A 21467-nucleotide genomic window follows, 5' to 3' on the forward strand; every position below is an offset into this window, starting at 1 on the left:
TTTTTTTACTACTTTTGCCTTAATGAGCGATGAATTTTATATAAAACGCTGTCTTGACCTTGCAGCCCTGGCTTTAGGGAATGTTAGTCCGAACCCAATGGTTGGTTGTGTTATTGTTGCAGACGGCAAAATTATTGGAGAAGGATATCATCAGGAATATGGAAAATCGCACGCCGAACCCAATGCCGTTAAAGCTGTTTTTGATAAACATGGTAATGAGGCCGAAAATCTCTTGAAACAGGCTACTGCTTATGTTAACCTAGAGCCATGTGCCCATTTTGGCAAAACACCACCCTGTGCCGATTTATTGGTAAGACATCAGCTAAAGAAAGTAGTGATTGGCAATAGAGACCCTTTTTCGGGTGTTGATGGTAAAGGCATTGAAAAACTCAGAAATGCAGGAATTGAAGTGGTGAGTGGAATTTTGGATGATGAATGCCGCTATTTCAACAGAAGGTTTTTTACCAGGATACAAAAACAAAGACCTTATATTATCTTAAAGTGGGCTGAAACTGCAAATGGTTATTTTGCAACAAAAGATGGTCACCAGAAATGGATCAGCGGAGCTTTGGCCAAACGTTTGGCACATCAATGGCGTGGTGAAGAAGATGCAATCCTGATCGGCAAGCAAACTGCCATTATGGATAATCCGCAATTGACCGCTCGGGAATGGACAGGCAAAAACCCTATCCGTTTGGTAATCGACAAGAACCTTCAAGTGCCAATAACAAACCATATCTTCAATACAGCAGCCAAAACCATTATCTTTAATGAGGTTAAAACTGATGTTATTGAAAATATCCATTATATCCAGATGGAAGATATGCACTTTTATTTAGCGCAAAAAATTGCTTTTCAGCTTTACCTGATGGATATACAATCGGTAATTATTGAGGGTGGCGCCAATATTTTAAATCAATTTTTAAATACTAACCTATGGGATGAAGCACGTATTTTTACTTCATCTACAAGTTGGGGCGATGGGATTTCTTCTCCAAACATTAATGGAATTCTGCAGGAATCAGTACAAATCGGAAATGACAAACTCTCTATCTATTTAAACGACATCAAATAAATGATCTACATTATTTTAAGCATTTGCTGTAGTGTTACCGTAGCTGTTTTATTAAAGCTGGCAAAACGGTACCAAATCAGCATTATTCAAGCCGTTACCATTAACTATTTTACTGCATTAAGCTTATGTTTTCTTTTTTTTAAGCCCGATGTTAAACTGATCACCCCTGCCGCACCATGGCCTATTTATATTGCTTTGGCTATTTTATTACCGTCGATATTTTTATTCCTTGCAGCATCTGTAAAAAACCTCGGCATTGTTAAAACCGATATTGCACAACGTTTATCGCTATTTATCCCGATACTAGCGGCTTATTTCATCTTTAAAGAAGATTTTAATAACCTGAAAATTATAGGCCTGGCGATCGGTTTTGCGGCTATTTTCTTAACTTTTCTTCGAAAATCTGATCAAAAAGAAGGTCGTAAAGGAAACCTGCTCTACCCCATTATGGTTTTCATCGGTTTTGGGGTGATCGATGTCCTTTTTAAACAAATTGCATTATATAAAGAATTACCCTATACCACCTCGCTTTTTACTGTTTTTTGCCTGGCATTTATTGTTTCATTGCTTATTGTAATTTCGATGGTAGTGGCCGGCAAAACAAAATTACAGTTGGTTAATGTAGTTTGCGGATTTATTTTAGGCTTGTTCAATTTTGGGAATATTCTTTTTTACATGAAAGCCCATAAAGCGCTGGCAGAAAATCCATCTACTGTTTTTGCGGCGATGAATTTAGGCGTAATCATAGTAGGCACTTTAATTGGTGTTATTGCCTTTAAAGAAAAGCTGAGCAAGTTAAATTACGCAGGCATCATCTTCGCTATTGCTGCTATTATTTTCATTACATTATCACAAAATGCTGTTCGATGACTCTTATAAAACTATCGAAAGTGCCTCAGAGGGTATCTTTCGAGATAAAGGAAGCAAATTTATTGCTTATGCCTATCCAATCCGTAGTGAATTAGAATTAAAGCCGATTATTAACAAACTTCGCGCAGAACATGTTAAGGCCAATCATTTTTGTTATGCATACCGCTTAACACCTGATCGATCTGTTTATAGAATGAATGATGATGGAGAACCTTCTGGTACTGCAGGCAGGCCAATCCTGAACTGTTTATTATCTGAAGACCTGACTAATATCCTAATTGTTGTGGTACGTTATTTTGGCGGTACATTACTTGGCGTGCCCGGTTTAATTAACGCATACAAAACATCTAGTATAGAAGCAATTAAAGCATCTACAGTTATTAACAAAACGGTTAACGACGTTTATGAAGCACATTTCGAATACCTGCAAATGAACGAGGTGATGAAGTTAAGTAAAGAAGAAAATTTGCAGATCTTAGGACAACAATTTGATACGGATTGTATATTGAAATTTGAAGTGAGAAAAGCACAACTCAATCAGGTTTTAAGTAAATTTGATAAAATTGAAGGTGTTAAATTAAAATACCTGCAAACGATTTAATAACCACAGATTAAAAGGGTGAACACAGATAAAATCTGTGTTGATCAGCAAAATCCACGGGCAAGATAAACCAAATATGAAAATATCCGAAAGCGACTTAATCATCAATCCTGATGGCAGCATATACCACCTAAACCTTTTACCTGGTGATATTGCCGATACTGTAATTACCGTTGGCGATCCTGACCGCGTTGGCGAGGTAAGCAAGTATTTCGACAAAATAGAATTTAAAAAAGGTAAACGCGAATTTATCACCCATACTGGTTATTTAGGCAAAAAACGTGTTACCGTACTCTCAACAGGGATTGGCACCGATAATATTGATATCGTTTTTAATGAATTAGATGCGCTGGTCAATGTTAATTTCGAAACCCGTGAAATTAAAAATGAGCTGACCACATTAAATATTATCAGAGTGGGCACCTCTGGTGCTGTTCAACCGGATATTCCAATGGGAACGATTTTAGCTTCTTCTTACGGCCTAGGGATGGATGCCTTAATGAATTATTACCTTCAAAAATTATCTGGTGATGAACAGATTTTAATGGATGATATCAAAGCACACTTTGGGCATCTTAAAAATATCAATCCTTATTTAACCGCAGCGAGTGAAACATTATTGAATACGATTGGAAAAGACATGGCGAAAGGCATAACCATTACAGCGCCTGGCTTTTACGCTCCACAGGGTAGAATTGTACGTGCTACAAACGCGGTTCCCGATTTTATTGGCTTGATTAACAGTTTTAAAAGCAATCAGCACCGCATTACCAATCTGGAAATGGAAACCGCAGGGATTTATGCACTAGCCAAAGTTTTAGGTCACAATGCAATTTCAGTAAATGCCATTTTAGCCAGTCGTGTAAATTTCGAATTTAGCAAAGAGCCAAACAAAATTGTAGAGCAAGCGATAGAAATGGTGCTTGAAAGAATTTAAATAAAAAATCTATTGAATCTAAGAGGTTTCTATCTAAGATCACTTAAGTAGCTTAAATATAAATAGCAATTGTTTATGGTCAATGATTAAATCAAAAAACCACAAACAATTGCCATTACATGTATGGTTAAACCTTACGGATATTTTCTTTTACCAATTCATTGCCTTCAGCATCTAAATACGTACAGGTCATTTCTTCCAGGTCGGTTACCCATTTCTCTACTCCCGCATCTGCAGCTTGCTTGCAAAAGGTAAAATAATCGGTTTCTCCCTGTTGATGTATTTTTAAAGCATGTGTTAACTTACCAGCAGATGGTTCATCATTTATAATCAAAGCCGGATATTCATCAGGACTGATCTGCTGTACATTATCTTCATCATCAAAATAAATCGACAAGCCATTGGATACATATACATCGTTTCGTTTAACACCCATTTCCTTAATTTCTTTAATAAACTGCGGGAAATCTGCACCAGTTTTAATTTTTGATTCTGCTGCCCGGATGTCTTCGATGGTGAACATAATTATTTGATTAGTGAAACTTTGTAAATAGTTGTTTGCGTATACAGATCCTCTGGCCTCAAAATAGTGCTCGGGAAAGTTGGAATATTAACTGCATTTGGATGATGTTGAGTTTCTACACAAAAAGCCCCGTAACTTCCATAATCTTTTCCACCTTTACCATTTTTAACATCTAAATATTTTGCAGTATACAGATGCGCTACCGGCTCTGTGGTATATACGCTTAAAACTAAACCACTTTCTTCTTCAATTGTTTTACTTGCTAACGATAAATCGCCATAGATTTTATCCAGAACGTAGGTTTGGTCGTAACCTTCTTCCTCATCCCAATCCTGACCTATCGCTTTAGATTTTGTAAAATCCATGTGTGTACCTTCAACAGGGATCAATTTGCCTGTTACAGAATAGTTACTGTCTTGCTCAAGGTAATTTGAAGCAAAAATCTGTTGTTTATGGTTTTTAATATTACCTCCGTTTGGTGCTAAATTAAAATAACCATGGTGTGTTAAATTAATTGCAGTAGCCTGGTCAGTTTCTGCTTCATAGCTTAAAATCAATTCATCATTTTCGGTAAGTTCGAAAGTTAAATCAATGATCAGGTTTCCAGGAAAATTTTCTTCGCCATCTACACTTTCATATTGTAACGTAACTGACGATTGTGGTCCATCACCAATTTCAATAACATCCCAAACTTTTTTATCAAATCCTACTATACCGCCATGTAAGGTATCGGTACCTGCATTTTGTGCCAATTGGTACGTTTCTTCATCAATGGTGAACCTGCCATTTTTAATGCGGTTTGCATAACGACCGACTACAGCACCTAAATAGGCCCCATTTGCCAGATAAGCCGGATCAAGATATTCATCAAAAGTGTCGAAGCCAAGAACGATATCCTGCTTTTCGCCTTTAGCGTTTTTAACTACAAATTTGTTAATAATCGCACCATAATTGAATATTTTCACATAAGTGCCTTTACTGTTGGTTAGTTCGATTGCGATAACTTCTTCGCCATCAATAATTTTTCCGGTAGGTATTTGCTGAACGCTCATAAATTGTAACTTAGGGCTTTTGTTTCCTAAACAAACATACTATTATTAATGCTTTTTATAAATATATTTTAGCCAAATGAACATTAACCTTGAGGAAAAATTTGCTGAGCAATACCACAAAAAAGCTGATGCCGTTTATTTTACCCCCGGGCGTGTTAACCTCATTGGCGAACACATCGATTATAATGGCGGTTTGGTTATGCCCTGTGCCATTACCCTGGGAACCTGGGTAGCTATTGCCCCAAATAATGATCATAAATTCAGGTTTAAAAGCTTAAACTTTGAAGTTCAAACCGTAGTTGAAAGTAACATCGCAAACGATAAAGACGGCGGCTTATGGACCAATTACCCTATTGGTGTAATTAACGAATTTATTAAAGATGGAAAAGAAATTAATGGAGTGGATTTTCTGTTCTATGGAAACATCCCAATAGGATCAGGACTCTCCTCTTCAGCTTCTATAGAAATCGCAACTGCTTATGCTTTAAATACTTATTTTAACCTCGGTTATGATCAACTAGAACTGGTTAAAATTGCCAAACGTGTTGAGAATGATTTTATAGGCTTAAATTCTGGTATTATGGATCAGTTTGCAGTGGCTTTTGGCGAAAAAAACAAAGCCATTGTTTTAGACTGCGAGAGCTTAAAATACAAAATGGTTGATGTTAACCTGGACAAGTATGTATTGGCCATCATCAATACCAATAAACCAAGAGAATTAGCAGATTCTAAATACAACGAGCGTGTAGCAGAATGCCAAACTGCCCTGAAATTGCTGAACCAAGAAATAACACTTCATTATCTTTGCGAATTAACTGCTGAGAAATTTGCTTTGCATAGCCATTTAATAACTGATGAAATTATTTTAAACCGCGCAGCACATGTGGTTAAAGAAAATGATCGGGTTCATTTGGCTGCTAAAGCGTTAAACAGCGGAAACCTTGAAGAATTTGGCCGCTTGATGTACGCCTCGCACGAGTCATTAAGAACACTATATGAAGTAAGTGGAAAAGAGTTGGATACAGTAGTAGATTTCTGCGCAGATTATGAGCATGTTATAGGTGCCCGTATGACTGGTGCCGGATTTGGCGGATGTGCGATAGCTTTGTTAGAGAAAGGCTTTGAAGAAGATTTCGCAAAACAACTGACAAATGATTACGTAGATAAAATTGGCTACCCTGCCGCAATTTACATTAGCGAAATTGGCAATGGCCCACATTTAACAACAGATACTGATAGATAAGCACAGTCCAAAATTATATCCAATCGGTGTAATCCCCAAGTCTGCGTAATCAATTAAAATAATGAGAAAATTAAAATTAGACGAGCTTAATCGGCCAGATATTGAAGAATTTAAAGCACAGGAAAAATTACCTGTTGTGGTGGTGTTGGATAATGTGCGTAGTATGCACAACGTAGGTTCTATATTCCGCACAGCCGACGGATTTGCATTAGAAAAAGTTATCCTTTGTGGTATAACGGCTCAACCACCGCACCGCGAAATTGAGAAAACAGCCCTAGGTGCTACGCAATCTGTTGATTGGATTCATTATACCGATACTGTACAGGCTGTTGATACTTTAAGGGCCTTAGGTTATGAGATCATTGCAATAGAACAAGCCGAAAACAGTACCATGCTGAACACTTTCCAACCCGATCATGGTAAAAAATATGCACTCATTTTTGGGAACGAGGTTGATGGTGTGAGCGATGAAGTGATGGCAAAAATTGATGAATGTATCGAAATTCCGCAATTTGGAACCAAACATTCCTTTAACATCGTAATCTCTGCCGGTATTGTTTTTTGGGATTTCTTCGCTAAATTGAGGCTGTAAGTGCGATTATGGAAAATTTATTATTAAAAAAACTTCAGGTTAAACCTAATAACACCGTTAGGGTAATAAATGCGCCCCAAGATGCAGTTGCTATTTTTGGTGAGGTCGATCCATATATCGCTATAAAATATACTGAAGAAGTTTATTTTAATGTATTAATCACTTTTACCACAAACATAGATCAACTTAACCAGCAAATTGAAAGTAATATTTGCCACATTGATGCAAAAACCATTTTTTGGGTATTCTATCCTAAAAAATCTTCAAAAATCAAATCTGATCTTGATCTGATGAAAAGCTGGCAAGAGCTTAAAAAGTTTGGCTTAACACCCTGTGCTTCTGTTGCAGTAAATGAAACCTGGACTGCCCTGCGCTTAAAATTCATTACCGAGGTAAAGCCATCAGGCATGAGAAACGATCATATTAAGGCAAACGAATTTGGCGAATATATAGATCCAGTAAATAAAATAGTTAAACTCCCCGAAGATTTAAAAACCCTTTTAGAAAGCCATCCTAAAGCATTAGACTACTTTAACCAACTCGCTTACTCCCACAGGAAAGAATACGTACTTTGGCTTTTATCTGCAAAACAGGAAAAGACGCGTACAAACAGGCTCGAAAAAACACTGGAGATGTTATTGAACAATAAGAAAAATCCGTCAGACAAGTAGATTTTAAACTACTTATCAAAGGTGCTTTTTTAACTTTTGTATAGAATACTATACAAAAAAGGATATGATTTCAGTTGCATGGTAACATTTTTGTGAAATTAATTTACCCTCCTAATCTTCTGATAACATGCTATTTGTAAGAAAAACAATGCTTTTGGCAGGGTTTTTTCTTAGTCCATGCAAAACAGTATGATATAAAAACTGTTAAGAGACTAATATTTACAAAATAGAAAAACATGAATACAAGAATTACTAAATCAACAATGTTGATTGCTTTATTAGGTTTATCATCACAATTGTTTGCACAGGAAACGCCAACCACCACTACAACTGGTTCTAGGTTTGGAGAAAAATCTTTCCGTACCTGGAGCGTAGGTGTACATGGAGGCATACTTTCTCCTAATACTATCTTTGGTTCAGGAAGTGTTAGGGCAAAAGAATTTAAAAGTATCGGTTACGGAGTGAATGTTAGAAAGCAAATTTTACCGTCTTTAGGTTTGCAGGCTGATTTTTTAAGAGGTGATATCAAATCGACAAACGGAACTACTGATTTTCAACAAAGCGTTGAATGGTCTGGCGCATTAACCGCTGTTTTTAATGTTGCCAATATCAACATTAATCAAGAAAATGCCGTTTTAATTCCTTACTTAAAAGGTGGTGCTGGTTATATGTCGTCCGATTACAGTACAAGTGGTGCTGTAGTAAGCGAAAGCAATAACAGAGAAGGCTGGTTCATTCCAGTAGGTGCCGGTGTTAAACTAGGTGTTGCAAAAGGAATCAATATTGATTTAGGTTATGATGTTAATTTTATTAAATCTCCAGAATCTTTACCGAAAAGCAGATTCGCTTATGCACACGCAGGTGTAGAGTTTGCATTGGGTAGCAAAGATAAACCTCAGTTACAAAACTACAGTTCGTTAGCTAACTTACGTAAAGAAAGTGCTGAAGAAAGTGCAGAATTAAGAAGAGCATTATCAACCGCTGAGCAAAATGCACAACGCGATAGAGAGCAATATGCTAAAGATTTAGGCGATGATGATAATGATGGTGTAGCAAACAAATTCGACAAATGTCCTGGTACTGCATCAGGAACTGTTGTTGATGGTTCTGGCTGTCCAATCAAAGTTCAACGCGAAATCATTAAAGAAACTAAAGTAATTACTGAGGCCGATCGTAAAGTGGTTAGAGATGCGATTTCTAACTTAGAGTTCGATTTAGGTAAATCAACTATCCGTTCTAAATCGTATGCCACTTTAAACCGTGTTGCGGGCTTATTGGTGGAGAAAAACTTTAGCCTAAAATTAGCTGGTCATACTGATAACACTGGTGGTAGAGAATTAAACTTACGTTTATCTAAAGATAGAGCAGAATCCGTAAAAGCTTATTTAGTATCTCAAGGTGCAAATGCATCAAGAATTGAAGCTACAGGTTACGGACCTGACCAACCAATTGCAACAAATAAAACAGCAGCTGGCCGTCAACAAAACCGTCGTGTAGAGTTTACTTTATACTAATGGTAAATAGGTAAATAAAGGTTAACAAAAAAGCTCCCCAGATTAATTTCTGGGGAGCTTTTTTATATATTAAAATCGTCATCCGGAACTTGTTTCAGGATCTTTATTGGCAGAATGCCCCTGAAATAAATTTACTTCGTAGCTTTACAGGTCAGGGTGACGCCCCTTGTTAAGACAATCCCTTTTTATTCTTATAAGTCATTTTGGCCTTAGTGCCTGCGCTATAATTATAGTTTTTCAGGTTACTGGCTTTCTTTTCGTGAAAAGCAGCACCACGTTCTGAAGTTTCATCCTCTTCGGCACCTTTCTTTTTCTTTGGTTTCGCAGCAGCATCAACTACTTTTAAGTCTTCAGGTAATTCCATTACCTCTAGTTTCTGACCGATGGCCTGTTCTATTTTTTTCACCTCAATCAATTCGATATCGGTAGAAAAAGTAATTGCCACAACATCTTCATCACCATGTTTAACAATGCGCTGAATTAACGTTTCTTTCTGCTCTGGCAATTCAAAATGCAAGATAAAAGGAATTCCCTCAATATTAAGTTCGCCTAAATTCTCATTGGCAACAATTAAAACCCTTGCCTCTGGGTTGTCTTTAAAGTCTTCAATATCATCATAGCCTTTATCATCAAAAAACAGCGAGCGATAGATACTGATCTCACCTTCTTTATACTGATTAAAGTTTTTATAAACTGTTTGTGCAGTTAAACGTGTATTTACAAAAACCACAACTTTATCAAAAACTTCAGCATCGTTTAATAATAAGGTTAACAGGTTAAGCTTTGTTCTGAAATTAGGTACCTGATAAAGCATCTGTTGATAAACTTCTGCCTGCTTTTCGCCTATTTCATCTACTTCGATGGTTGTGGTAGAATCTTTCATGAAAGGCGAAATCATATGGTTCAATTTCTCGTGCATTACCTCGGTAAACACCACATGTTGAGATTTATAAGCACTGTTGGCCAATTCTACAACTGGTAACTGCAAGCCTTTTTTCACAATAAGTTCTGCATTATCTACAATAAACAACTGTATTTTATTGGTATTTAATGCTAGTTTTAAATATAAAGCACGAGCCCTATCGGGTACCGCAACAATAATATCAACTCCATCCGTTATCTCATTCATTTGTGTATCAACAGCGCCACGGCTATCGATTCCCAAAATCCTGAAGGTATTGTTACGGTTCAATAATTTAAATTGCTCCAAAACATGATCAACATGTTCTGCATCTGGCACTAAAATTAAAGCCCTTGGTGCTTCCTCAAAAGCGTACTTCAACTTCATTAAAGTAGCTAAAACATAAGTTGTTGTTTTTCCCGAACCCTCCGGTCCCACCGCTATAACATCTTGTCCACCTAAAATTCGCGACATTGTTCTGGCTTGGATTTCTTTTGGAGTTAAAAATCCTGCATCAGTCATGGCCGCTACAAGTGGTTTGCTAAGTTTTAATTTATCTAAAGACACAATTACTATTTTAATGTTTGAACTGCAAATATCCTTAAAATAATTAGCTTTTCTGAAATTGAATTTAAAGGCCTGGAAATGAATGATGCAAGTTCATGTCTGCTATAGTTCTACTATCTACTATTGACTGAATAAAATCGGATCTGTTTTTATTCAGTTTATTTAGTCCAGACCAGTATCTCCAATAAAACAGCGGGTCGTTTAAAAATTATTTTACTGAAAATGAAACAGTTGTAATATTTTTCAAAATAAAAACTACTAAATCTATAGATATTATATACTTATTTATATATTTGCTCAACATTAATCATTAACAAAAAATATGTTGAACAATTAAAACGCTAAAATCATGTCCATTTATTTTCAATACCCAGCTATAGATGAATATCCGAAACTCATTTATCCGTTACAAACAGAAACAGATGAGCCAGCGTTTGTAAAGGATGAAGATAGCTTAAATAAAGAACAGATTCTAGAATTAAGAGATTATTTATCACTAAAGCAATTATAAAAACAGGGCCAGTTGACCGATTGGAAGGTTGGAGTTTCATAAACTCCCTACAATGGTTCGAATCCATTACTAGGCCGCAAAGTGTATCTCATAGCACTTTATCCTGATTCTGCTCAATCAGGCAAGATTTGGTTATCTTATATTTGTTTTGTTGTTAGCAAAGGCTATCCGCGATGGGTAGCCTTTACCTTTTAACCCGTAAATAGCCGCCCCCATCAGGTCGCCAAATCTTATTTTTAGACGCTTAGAAGCGCAGTTTCTGTGCTTATGGTAAAGGGTTGGTCCTGCTGTACACTCCAATCTTTTTGGGAAAATTCTAAAATACAATATAACGGAACCAAAAAGTATTTCCGTTTCCATCAGGGCTATTGAGCAGATGTAGTGAAACGATACAAGAAAAGTTATATTGCTATTAGCAAGCCAATTGTTATTAGATAATTTGTAAGCGCCAAGGTTAAGTGCAATGCATTTCTTAATGCCCTTAACTTCTTAATGATGAAAAAACATATTTTTCGTGCGTTCTATAAAAGATGGTTAAAAATATTTTATTCAAAATTCTCAAAACTTTTTATTTCATTCTGGGTTATTTATATAATTCACATTATACTAATCTTTTACAGATTAATTTGTTTGGTTTAAAAAAGGGATTTATGGATATAAATCCCTTTTCTTTTATGCGAATATTTTAAATCCTATATTAGCCCAATCAACATCACACCCATATTTTAGATGAATAGAAAACATTTCCTTTCTTCGTTTATTGCGACTGCAGCTGTACTTCCTGCTTTAAAAACACTCGCCAATACCGTTGAAAACGAAAGTTCATCATTTAAGATCCCTCCTTATTTAAAACCTGGCGATACCATCGGGATTACAAGTCCTGCAGGATATATTACACAAGAACAAATCCAGCCTTCAGTTTTACAGATGCAAAGCTGGGGATTTACCATAAAAGTTGGCGATACCATTGGCAAACGTGATTTTACCTATGGCGGAACAGATGAGGAGAGACTAGCTGATTTTCAGCAATTGCTCGATGATCCAACAATTAAAGCTATTATGTGTGCCCGCGGTGGTTATGGTTTTGTACGGATAATCGATAAATTAGATTTCTCTTTGTTTAAAAGAAATCCAAAATGGATTATTGGCTTTAGTGATATTACCGTTTTACATTGCCATTTGGCCAAAAATTATGGCATTGCCTCTATCCACTCCAAAATGTGCAATAGTTTTCCTGATGATTGGAGTAAAGCCGAACCTATACAGATTGAAACGATTTTATCTGTAAAAAATGCTTTAATTGGTGAGCAAATGGGTTACACCGCTCCTCCTGATATGAATAACCGGCAAGGAAAAGTTGATGGTATTTTAGTGGGCGGAAACCTGAGTATTATCGAAACTTTGGCAGGTAGCGATTCGGATTTAGATACAAAAGGTAAAATCCTTTTTATTGAAGATACTGGCGAATACCTTTATAGTATTGACAGAATGTTGTGGAACCTAAAACGCAGCGGCAAACTAAAAAACCTGAAGGGATTAATTGTTGGTGGCTTTAAAGTTAAACCTGATGATATTGGCGAAGAATTCGGCAAAACCATTTATGATATTGTTTTAGAAAAAGTAAAGGAATACGATTACCCGGTAGCTTTCGATTTCCCCGTGGGGCACCAACGAAATAATTTCGCCCTAAAATGCGGTGTTAACCATACATTTATTGTTAACGAAACGGGTTCGGTGTTACGAACGGTTTAGCCTAATTTACCATTCGTATTTTCGTCACCTCGACTGGAACGTAGTGGAATGGAGAGATCTACCTCGATAGATTTCTAGGCTGCGTTGCACCTGATAGCTATCGGGTCCGCTCGAAATGACGAGCTTTATCATGGTCAAAATAACATACAAGCCTACTCTTTCTGTTAAAACTCAAAACTGACTAATCTCAAAGTTTTAACCTTTCGTCGCAGCATTTTCTGCATTGGTCTCAATTGTTAAAATGCGGTATTAACCGGATATATTTTTGTGTTCAATAGTTCTATAGACACCAAATTTATTCGCCATGCGCAGATACATCAAATATATTGTCGTACTCATTTTGCTTGTAGCGCCTTATGCAATCAGAGCTCAGGATATCCCACAGGTTTGGGATCTAAAAACGGCTATCGAGTATGCCAAAGAAAAAAATATCAGCATCAATACCTTAAAGCTGAGTTCTCAAACGGCTGAGCAAAATTTAATTGCTTCAAAAGCCGCTGTACTCCCAAATTTATCGGGCAATGTTTCACAAGCCATTACCAATTATAAATCGGGTTTACAAAACACCAGTGGTTTTGGCTTAAGTTCAGACATGACACTTTACAATGGAAGTTATTTAAAAAATGACATCAAGACTAAAGAACTCAGCTTGCAGACTGCAAATCTATCGGTAGAAGCGGCAAAAAACGATATTACCATCTCCATCACCCAGGCTTATCTGAATATTTTATTGGCCAGAGAAAATATCACCTATTTAAAAGATCTGTTGACTACCAGCGAGGCTCAGGTTAAACAATCAGAACAACAATATAAGTTTGGAACCATTGCCAAAAAAGATTTGTTGCAGTTACAGGCCATTTACGCCAATGATAAATATACTTTGGTTACTGCACAAAATACTTTACAGCAAAATATTTTAACCTTAAAACAACTGTTGCAATTGCCTACATCTACTCCTTTTGAAGTAAGTACAACAGATACCGTTGCCGTAGCCCCGGCATTGGATAATTTAGCTTCGGCACAAGATCAGGCACTGCGTACCCGTCCGGAAATTAAAAGTGGAGAATTAAATATACAGCTTCAAACCACCGAACTCGCGAAAGCAAAATCAACCTTACGTCCAACGCTTAGTTTAGGGGGATCACTGAATACAGGCTACAACAATAATAATATCGGTGGTTACGGCTATCAGTTAAACAATAGTTTTTATCAAAACTTAGGTTTAACACTCTCAATTCCGATTTTTGATAGAAAAGTCACCAAAACAAATGTTGCCAAGGCTAACATTGGTATTGAGCAGGCCCGCTTATCACTTTTAGACGCCAAAACAACACTGACTCAAAATGTAGAACGTGCTTACATTAACGTGCAAAATGCAAACAGCCAGTATGCCGCAGCACAAGAGCAGTTTAACTATACCCGCGAGGCTCTACGCATTTCGAATGCAGCATTAAAAGAAGGTACTAACAACATTGTAGAAAACCTTCAACAGAAAAATTTATATGTACAGGCTTTACAGGCCTTTGTTCAGGCTAAATATACAGCAAGCCTTTATACCAAGATCTATAATTTTTACACAGGAGTTCCTATTACTAATTAAAATACATGATGATGGCCACCGCCTAGTCTACTTAATATCTGGATCATGAAAAAGAAAACAATATTTATTATCATCGGTATCGCAGTTGCATTATTCGCAATTTGGTACCTCGCTTTGCGCAAAAAAGAACAGGTGGTTGTTCTCGAAACCGAAAAACCTAAAATGGGTTATATTTCCGAAAATGTTACGGCAACAGGAAAGGTGCAACCGGTTGATACAGTGGCTGTAGGTACTCAGGTATCAGGGACAATCAAAACGCTATATGCAGATTTTAACTCGAAGGTTAAAAAAGGACAGCTATTGGCCGAACTTGATAAAACTTTATTTGAGGCTACCGTAAATCAATATCAGGCCAATTTGGTCAGTGCTCAGAGCGCTTTGGTTTATCAACAGGGCAATTTCAGCCGTCAAAGTAATTTGTATAAAGTTGGCGCGGTAAGTAAAGCTGATTACGACAACGCGTTGTATACTTACAATGCTTCAAAAGCATCGGTTAACAGCATTAAGGCTCAACTTGCATCTGCTCAAAAGAATCTATCACTGGCCAGTATTTATTCTCCGATTGACGGAACCGTACTCTCTAGAAGTGTAAGCGAAGGAACAACCGTGGCGGCAAGCTTTAGTACACCAACCATCTTCAGTATTGCAAAAGACTTGACCAAAATGCAAGTAGAAGCCTCTGTAGATGAGGCAGATGTGGGCGACATCTCGAAAGGTGAAAGGGCAACATTTACCGTTGACGCCTTTTTAAACGATACTTTTAAAGGTACCATACAAGAAATCAGATTGAGTCCATCCATTTCATCAAATGTGGTTACCTATAAAACCATCATTAATACTTCAAATGATGCGAACAAGTTAAAACCCGGTATGACGGCAAACATTACCATCTTCACCAAAGAAGTTAACAATGCTTTGCTTATTCCTACAAAAGCTATAAAATTTGCTCCAGATTCAACTTTGGCTGGTAAATATCAAATGAGCTGGGTTAATCCCAACAGGAAACCAGCCGGAGCAGACGAAGCATATGTTTGGGTGCAAAAAAATTCAAAAGAACTAATACAAAAAAAGATTAAAACCGGCATAAACGACAATACTCATGTTGAAGTTTTATCAGGGCTAGCAGCAGCTGATGTAGTAGTTACAGGTTCACAGAGCATGGGTAAAAGTCAGGCGGCAGCACAAGGCCAATCTAGTCCTTTTATGCCAAAACGCCCAGGCGGTAATAGAAGAAGATAATGGAACAGAAGATATTAGATATACACGATTTAAAACGTGAGTTTGTAATGGGCGATCAAACCGTCAGGGCTTTGAAAGGCATCACTTTCGATATCAAAGCGGGTGAGTTTGTAACCATTATGGGCAGTAGTGGCTCGGGTAAAACTACGCTTTTAAATATATTGGGCTGTTTAGATAAACCCACAGAAGGCAGTTATCTACTTGATGGTGTAGATGTTAAAAGTTTAAATCGCGATGAACTGGCGGGTTTGCGGAATACCAAGATCGGCTTTGTTTTCCAGGCTTATAACCTGTTGCCCAGAACATCGGCACTGGAAAATGTGGAACTACCCTTATTTTATAATAAAACCATCACGGCTGAAGAACGTAAAGAAAGGGCCATAAAATCGCTCGAATCGGTAAAACTTGCCGAGCGTTTTGATCATACCCCCAGTCAGCTTTCTGGCGGTCAGCAGCAGCGTGTAGCCATTGCCAGGGCGCTGGTTAATCACCCTGTGATGATTTTGGCCGATGAGGCTACAGGAAACCTGGATACCCGTACCTCTTATGAGATTATGGCTTTGATGCAGGAACTGAATGCAGAAGGAAAAACCATTGTTTTTGTAACACATGAGCCTGATATTGCTGCTTTTAGTACCAGAACAATTATGCTTAGAGACGGGAAAATCCAAAAGGACAGCATTAACCAAAATCAACGTTCGGCCAAAGAGGCACTTGCCAATTTACCAGAATCTGATGATTATTAATTTGAGAAGATCATGAGCATTATAAATTTATTAAAGATTGCCTTTAGGGCATTAAAAAGAAATAAGCTACGTGCTTTTTTAACCATGCTCGGTATCATTATCGGGGTGGCTGCGGTAATTGCCATGATGGCCATTGGTGAGGGTTCGAAACAAAGTATTAGGTCTTCATTATCAGGAATGGGCTCCAACATGATTACTATTATGCCCCAAAGCAATGAACCTGGTGGTGTGCGGTTGCAGGGAAGCAACATCCAAACCTTAAAACTAGAAGATATTACCGCTATTAAAAAGTTCCAATCCAAAAATATAAACGGTTTATCGCCTGTGGTTTCCACTAACGGACAGGCCATTAAAGGTGGTTATAACTGGCCAACTACCATTACTGGGGTGAGTCCAGATTATTTGAACATCCGCCAATTAAAACTTCAGGATGGTATTCTTTTCTCTGAAAATGATGTAAAAAGCTTTGCAAAAGTTTGTCTTTTAGGTAAAACAGTGATCGATAATCTATTTCCTGATGGAAGTAATCCAATCGGCCAGATTATACGTTTTAAAAATATTCCTTTCCAGGTAATCGGTGTTTTAGTGCCTAAAGGACAAAGTAATTTCGGACAGGATCAGGACGATATTATCCTCGCCCCTTACACTACTGTACAAAAAAGGATTACCGCAACCAATTATCTACAGAGTATTTATGCTTCCGCAACTACTGAGGCTTCGAGCGCGGCTGCCACAACCGAAATATCGGAAGCTATAAGAGAAAGCCATAGGTTAACTGCGGCAGAAACAGATGATTTCCAGGTACGTACACAGGCCGAATTAATCAGCACCATCAGTTCTACCAGCAGTATGCTAACTGTTCTTTTAACCGCTATTGCAGGCATTTCACTCTTTATTGGTGGTATTGGGATTATGAATATTATGTATGTTTCGGTTACCGAGCGTACCCGCGAAATCGGTCTGCGTATGTCTATCGGTGCCCGTGGACAAGATGTTTTGATGCAATTTTTAATAGAGGCCATTTTAATCAGCATTACTGGCGGAATTATCGGGGTAGTTTTGGGTGTAAGTTCAGCGTACCTTATCTCCTATTTCTTAAACTGGCCAATTTTAATTGCTGAATCTTCAATCATTATTTCCTTTGTTGTATGTGCCATTACAGGTGTTTTCTTCGGCTATTATCCAGCCAAAAAAGCATCTAATTTAGATCCGATCGATGCATTAAGATACGAGTAGCATTAAGTATCCAAACAAAAGTGTTCACATTCCTGCCCCGGCGGGGAACTTAAAACATTTCGCATTTACCTTGAAATAAATCCGATAACTATCGGATCAGCATGACGAAACACATTAAAAAACATAATAACTTAGCGATGCAAAGCGCCAAAGAAAAAATAATGATGATTAATTTCTCCAAAAAGTGGGTAAAAATTACCCTACACATTCTGGTATGGGTGGTTTTGATTACTTTGCCCTACATTATTAATATTAACCGAAGTCGTCCTCCTCACCCAATAAGCAGTTACGACGAAAACCAGTTCCTGCGATTAAATTTCATCAGTTACTTTTACTGGATTGCCATATTTTATTTAAACAATAAAGTTTTGATTCCATCATTTTTCTATCAAAAGAAATATCTGTGGTACGGCTTATCATTTATTGGCTGTTTACTCTTGGCGATTACCATTCACTCCATATTATTCAGAATTTTACTGCCCAATTTTGATTTCAACCTAGGCAGAACGCTTTGGTTTAACACACCAACTTTTTTATTAACCATTGCCGCCAGTACCGCTTTTACCATGATCTCAGACCGGATCAGTGAAGAAAAAAGAGCTTTGCAGCGCGAACAGGAGAACATGAAAACCGAACTTTCGTTTTTACGGTCACAGATCAGTCCACACTTCATTTTTAATGTTTTAAACAACATTGTGGCACTGGTAAGACTAAAAAGCAATGAATTGGAGCCAACAGTAATGAAATTATCTGGTTTGATGCAATATATGTTATATGAAACCGACGAAGAAAAGGTCTCCATTAAAACTGAAACCGAATACCTGCAGGCTTATATTGATCTGCAAAAACAGCGTTTTGGCAAAAAAGCAGCTATTGAAACAAATATTGATATTGAAAGTGAGTTTGATGAAATAGAACCCATGTTATTGATTCCTTTTATCGAAAATGCTTTTAAACACGGGGTTGGGATGATCGAAAACCCAAAAATACTTGTCGATTTAAAAACAGAAGATGAACTTTTGACGTTTACTGTTCGAAATAAATTTAGCGAAGATGAGAATGAGGTAAAAGATGCCGCATCTGGCATTGGTCTTGCGAATGTAAGCAGGCGCTTAAACTTATTATACGGTAAAGATCATCAATTGGAAATAGAAAAAAAAGATGGCTGGTTTAATGTGAGCCTCACTTTAAAATTAACGGTATGATAAAATGTTTAGCCATTGATGATGAGCCCTTAGCCCTGCAATTACTGGCTGATAACATTAGCCGGATTCCATTTTTAGAACTGGTGACCAGTTGCGATGATGCTTTTGCTGCCAATAAAATTATGCAGGAACAATCGATAGACCTCATTTTTATCGACATCCAGATGCCCGGTATTACGGGTTTACAATTTATCCAGAGTTTGGTTAAAAAGCCAATGGTAATTATTGTAACTGCCTATAAACAATATGCTTTAGATGGTTTTGCACTCGATGTAGTAGATTATTTAATGAAACCAGTATCGCTCGATCGTTTTATGAAAGCATGTAATAAAGCCAAAGATCTTTACGAACTCAGACAGTCCGCAGAACATAACAACCTACCCAAACAAGATTATATGTTTGTAAATGTGGGCTACAGCTTGATGAAGATCAATTATAATGAGATTACTTACGTAGAAGGACTCAAAGATTATATCCAGATCCATACCTCAACAAGTCCAAAAGCCGCGGTGGTGCGTATGAGTATGAAAAGTTTAGAAGAACAACTGCCCGCTTATTTTGAGAGGATCCACAAATCATTTATCGTAAATATCAACAAAATAACATCCATTAGAAAAAATGCTTTATTTATAGCGGATAAGGAGTTACCTGTAAGCGATAGCTACAAACAGGTAATTGAAAAGTTGATAAAATAAAAAGCATTTATCATGTATATTGTACGCCTTTAGCACCTTACATGAACTATATTTTATTCGGCATTGCAGCCATAATACTTTTAATGTTATTTGCTCTTTTTGATGCGAGAAAAAAGAAAAAGCAGATTTTAAAAGACCTTAAAGACAGCTGGGGAAAAGAAAAGACAGAACCTATCAATTTCGATAAGGCAAGCTGGTATTCAACCTATGTGAAGGAAAAGGTATTTCATACACTTTCTCACCAAACCATGGCTGATATCGATTTCGATCAGTTATTTGCGAAGATAGATCGTACCACAAGTAAAATTGGCCAACAATTCCTCTATAATAAACTTGCAAAACCCACTGGCAGACTAGAGGAGCTTGAAAAGCTAAAAGAGCAGACCGATTTTTTTATCACACACCAAGAAATCAGGATAAAAGTCCAAACCGAACTTATAAAATTAAACAGTAACGAAAGTTACTCAGTGGTACTATTGTTAAATGATAAGTTGGTAGAAAAGCCATCCTGGTTTAAATGGCTTTCTATAGATCTGCTCATTTTAGCAATTTTATTGATTTTATCCATAAAAGTTTCAGTCTGTTTAATACTAGCACTTCTACTGATTACGTTTAATGCCACTTATTTAAACTATTGGAATAAAAAACATTTACTTATTTTCACCAAATCACTCTCGCAGCTAAATATTTTGATTAATGTTTCGAGAAAACTGGTAAAAGAAAAAATGCCATTTGAGGCTGATAAAATAAAAGATGCTATTCCGATGTTCAGGAGATTTCAGCGAAGAATCGGCATTCTTTATCAGGATTTCAGTCAAAATAATCAAGGCGATTTAAGTCAGGTGCCACTTTACCTGTTCGAGATCATTAAAGCAATTTTCTTGATCGAAATCTTTACTTTTTTCAAGTTGATCAAGCTCATAGAAAACAATCAGAATGATATTTTAAACCTTTACCAATACGTTGGATCGATAGATATAGCAATAGCTATAGCCTCATTAAAGGAAAGTGAACAGATCTGCGAACCCCAATTTACAGAACCGCATAAAGGAATTGAAATTAAAGGCATTAGGCATCCCCTGATTAAAAACTGTATCGAAAATGAAGTGAAATTAGATCAGAAAAGCATGTTGATTACTGGTTCAAATATGTCTGGCAAATCAACTTTTCTGCGTAGTGTTGCTATCAATTCATTATTGGCTCAAACCATTTATATTTGTTTTGCAGAATTTTATAGTGCACCATTTTTCAAGTTGCACACTTCAATAAGAATCGACGATAACTTATTTCAGGGTAAAAGCTATTTTTTAGAGGAAGTTGATGTAATGTCTACACTGATTGAAGCAGTTAAAAATCCTGATCAGAATCTTTTTATTCTGGACGAAGTATTTAAAGGTACCAATACGATAGAAAGGATTGCTGCAGCCAAGGCCATATTATCACATTTAAACCGTGAGCAAAATTTAACTTTTGTGGCTACGCATGATATCGAATTATCTAATATGCTTGCAGAAGCGTATGAACTTTATCATTTTACCGAAACAATAACCGATAATGAGCTTATTTTTGATCATAAATTAAAAGAAGGGCCGCTTAAAACAAAAAATGCCATCAAAATTCTAGAAATATCTAACTATCCAAAGGAAATTATTCATGAAGCATTGCAGATTAGTAAGGATTTGAGTTCTTAAAATCCATTATATTCTGAACCTAGTGAAGCACCTATAACTACCTATTGGGCATCGAAACGGTCTTATACGTGTAAAAGCCTTTGTTTATAAACCTTATTGGAGTGTAAAGCCCGTAAACCCGATCCTTCATCGGGTGCGGACTTGTAACGGAAAGAAGGACTGAATTATCCGATGGAATACTGACTTGATTTTCTAATCGCCTAAAATTTCTACTAATAGATCTCTCCACTACGTTGCACTACAGTC

20 protein-coding genes are annotated in these 21467 nt (G+C 36.9%); 17 read left to right on the top strand and 3 right to left on the bottom strand.

Annotation, left to right across the window (positions count from 1 at the left end):
- The first annotated feature begins 22 nt into the window (after nucleotides 1-22).
- From ribD to ACN9MR_RS10845, 4 genes are all read left to right on the top strand, one after another.
- The gene (gene ribD, locus ACN9MR_RS10830) at nucleotides 23-1075 is read left to right on the top strand and encodes a bifunctional diaminohydroxyphosphoribosylaminopyrimidine deaminase/5-amino-6-(5-phosphoribosylamino)uracil reductase RibD (protein ID WP_426329701.1); all 1053 of its coding nucleotides are present in this window, start codon (nucleotides 23-25) and stop codon (nucleotides 1073-1075) included.
- Entirely contained in the window at nucleotides 1076-1945 is an 870-nt protein-coding gene (locus ACN9MR_RS10835; RefSeq protein WP_426329702.1) for an EamA family transporter, read from the top strand.
- On the top strand, nucleotides 1932-2546 hold the full coding sequence (locus ACN9MR_RS10840) for an IMPACT family protein (protein ID WP_426329703.1): 615 nt from the start codon (nucleotides 1932-1934) through the stop codon (nucleotides 2544-2546). The genes ACN9MR_RS10835 and ACN9MR_RS10840 overlap by 14 nt, the downstream gene beginning before the upstream one ends.
- A gap of 76 nt (nucleotides 2547-2622) precedes the next feature.
- Nucleotides 2623-3483: a nucleoside phosphorylase gene (locus ACN9MR_RS10845; protein ID WP_426329704.1), complete on the top strand. Its 861-nt coding sequence runs from the start codon at nucleotides 2623-2625 to the stop codon at nucleotides 3481-3483.
- A gap of 127 nt (nucleotides 3484-3610) precedes the next feature.
- On the opposite strand, the gene ACN9MR_RS10850 is transcribed toward ACN9MR_RS10845, so the two are convergent.
- Both ACN9MR_RS10850 and ACN9MR_RS10855 read right to left on the bottom strand, forming a co-directional pair.
- A complete protein-coding gene (locus tag ACN9MR_RS10850; RefSeq protein WP_426329705.1) occupies nucleotides 3611-4006 on the bottom strand; it encodes a DUF1398 domain-containing protein in 396 nt (131 codons plus the stop codon).
- A gap of 2 nt (nucleotides 4007-4008) precedes the next feature.
- Entirely contained in the window at nucleotides 4009-5058 is a 1050-nt protein-coding gene (locus ACN9MR_RS10855; protein ID WP_426329706.1) for an aldose epimerase family protein, read from the bottom strand.
- 76 nt (nucleotides 5059-5134) lie between these two features.
- Between ACN9MR_RS10855 and ACN9MR_RS10860 the strand changes: the two genes are divergently transcribed.
- From ACN9MR_RS10860 to ACN9MR_RS10875, 4 genes are all read left to right on the top strand, one after another.
- Nucleotides 5135-6301: a galactokinase gene (locus ACN9MR_RS10860; RefSeq protein ID WP_426329707.1), complete on the top strand. Its 1167-nt coding sequence runs from the start codon at nucleotides 5135-5137 to the stop codon at nucleotides 6299-6301.
- Nucleotides 6302-6362: 61 nt separating this feature from the next.
- Nucleotides 6363-6893 (top strand): RNA methyltransferase, encoded by a 531-nt coding sequence (locus ACN9MR_RS10865; RefSeq protein ID WP_426329708.1) that lies wholly within the window; start codon nucleotides 6363-6365, stop codon nucleotides 6891-6893.
- Nucleotides 6894-6901: 8 nt separating this feature from the next.
- Nucleotides 6902-7564 (top strand): YdeI/OmpD-associated family protein, encoded by a 663-nt coding sequence (locus ACN9MR_RS10870; RefSeq protein ID WP_426329709.1) that lies wholly within the window; start codon nucleotides 6902-6904, stop codon nucleotides 7562-7564.
- Between the two features lie 236 nt (nucleotides 7565-7800).
- On the top strand, nucleotides 7801-9078 hold the full coding sequence (locus ACN9MR_RS10875; protein WP_426329710.1) for an OmpA family protein: 1278 nt from the start codon (nucleotides 7801-7803) through the stop codon (nucleotides 9076-9078).
- Nucleotides 9079-9247: 169 nt separating this feature from the next.
- Here the strand turns inward: ACN9MR_RS10875 and ACN9MR_RS10880 are convergent, their stop codons facing one another.
- Nucleotides 9248-10546 carry a DEAD/DEAH box helicase gene (locus tag ACN9MR_RS10880; protein ID WP_426329711.1) on the bottom strand — a complete coding sequence of 433 codons (1299 nt, stop codon included), beginning with the start codon at nucleotides 10544-10546 and terminating at the stop codon, nucleotides 9248-9250.
- Between the two features lie 349 nt (nucleotides 10547-10895).
- Here ACN9MR_RS10880 and ACN9MR_RS10885 point away from each other — a divergent pair, with 349 nt between their 5' ends.
- The 9 genes from ACN9MR_RS10885 to ACN9MR_RS10925 all read left to right on the top strand — a co-directional run bounded on the left by ACN9MR_RS10885 (nucleotide 10896) and on the right by ACN9MR_RS10925 (nucleotide 21221).
- The gene (locus ACN9MR_RS10885) at nucleotides 10896-11057 is read left to right on the top strand and encodes a hypothetical protein (protein WP_426329712.1); all 162 of its coding nucleotides are present in this window, start codon (nucleotides 10896-10898) and stop codon (nucleotides 11055-11057) included.
- Nucleotides 11058-11786: 729 nt separating this feature from the next.
- A complete protein-coding gene (locus ACN9MR_RS10890) occupies nucleotides 11787-12809 on the top strand; it encodes a S66 peptidase family protein (protein ID WP_426329713.1) in 1023 nt (340 codons plus the stop codon).
- Between the two features lie 304 nt (nucleotides 12810-13113).
- The gene (locus tag ACN9MR_RS10895) at nucleotides 13114-14409 is read left to right on the top strand and encodes a TolC family protein (protein ID WP_426329714.1); all 1296 of its coding nucleotides are present in this window, start codon (nucleotides 13114-13116) and stop codon (nucleotides 14407-14409) included.
- Nucleotides 14410-14454: 45 nt separating this feature from the next.
- Nucleotides 14455-15648 carry an efflux RND transporter periplasmic adaptor subunit gene (locus ACN9MR_RS10900; RefSeq protein WP_426329715.1) on the top strand — a complete coding sequence of 398 codons (1194 nt, stop codon included), beginning with the start codon at nucleotides 14455-14457 and terminating at the stop codon, nucleotides 15646-15648.
- A complete protein-coding gene (locus ACN9MR_RS10905) occupies nucleotides 15648-16394 on the top strand; it encodes an ABC transporter ATP-binding protein (RefSeq protein WP_057933063.1) in 747 nt (248 codons plus the stop codon). Before ACN9MR_RS10900 ends, ACN9MR_RS10905 begins: the two co-directional genes overlap by 1 nt.
- 12 nt (nucleotides 16395-16406) lie before the next feature.
- Nucleotides 16407-17630, top strand: a complete 1224-nt coding sequence (locus tag ACN9MR_RS10910) for an ABC transporter permease (RefSeq protein WP_426329716.1) — start codon at nucleotides 16407-16409, stop codon at nucleotides 17628-17630.
- Nucleotides 17631-17731: 101 nt separating this feature from the next.
- Nucleotides 17732-18835 carry a sensor histidine kinase gene (locus tag ACN9MR_RS10915; protein ID WP_426329717.1) on the top strand — a complete coding sequence of 368 codons (1104 nt, stop codon included), beginning with the start codon at nucleotides 17732-17734 and terminating at the stop codon, nucleotides 18833-18835.
- Complete coding sequence (locus tag ACN9MR_RS10920; RefSeq protein ID WP_426329718.1) at nucleotides 18832-19530, top strand: LytR/AlgR family response regulator transcription factor; 699 nt, start codon at nucleotides 18832-18834, stop codon at nucleotides 19528-19530. The genes ACN9MR_RS10915 and ACN9MR_RS10920 overlap by 4 nt, the downstream gene beginning before the upstream one ends.
- Before the next feature lie 41 nt (nucleotides 19531-19571).
- On the top strand, nucleotides 19572-21221 hold the full coding sequence (locus ACN9MR_RS10925) for a MutS-related protein (protein ID WP_426329719.1): 1650 nt from the start codon (nucleotides 19572-19574) through the stop codon (nucleotides 21219-21221).
- Nucleotides 21222-21467 lie beyond the last annotated feature (246 nt).

It is taken from the genome of Pedobacter sp. R-06, assembly GCF_049913135.1.
GTDB lineage: Bacteria > Bacteroidota > Bacteroidia > Sphingobacteriales > Sphingobacteriaceae > Pedobacter.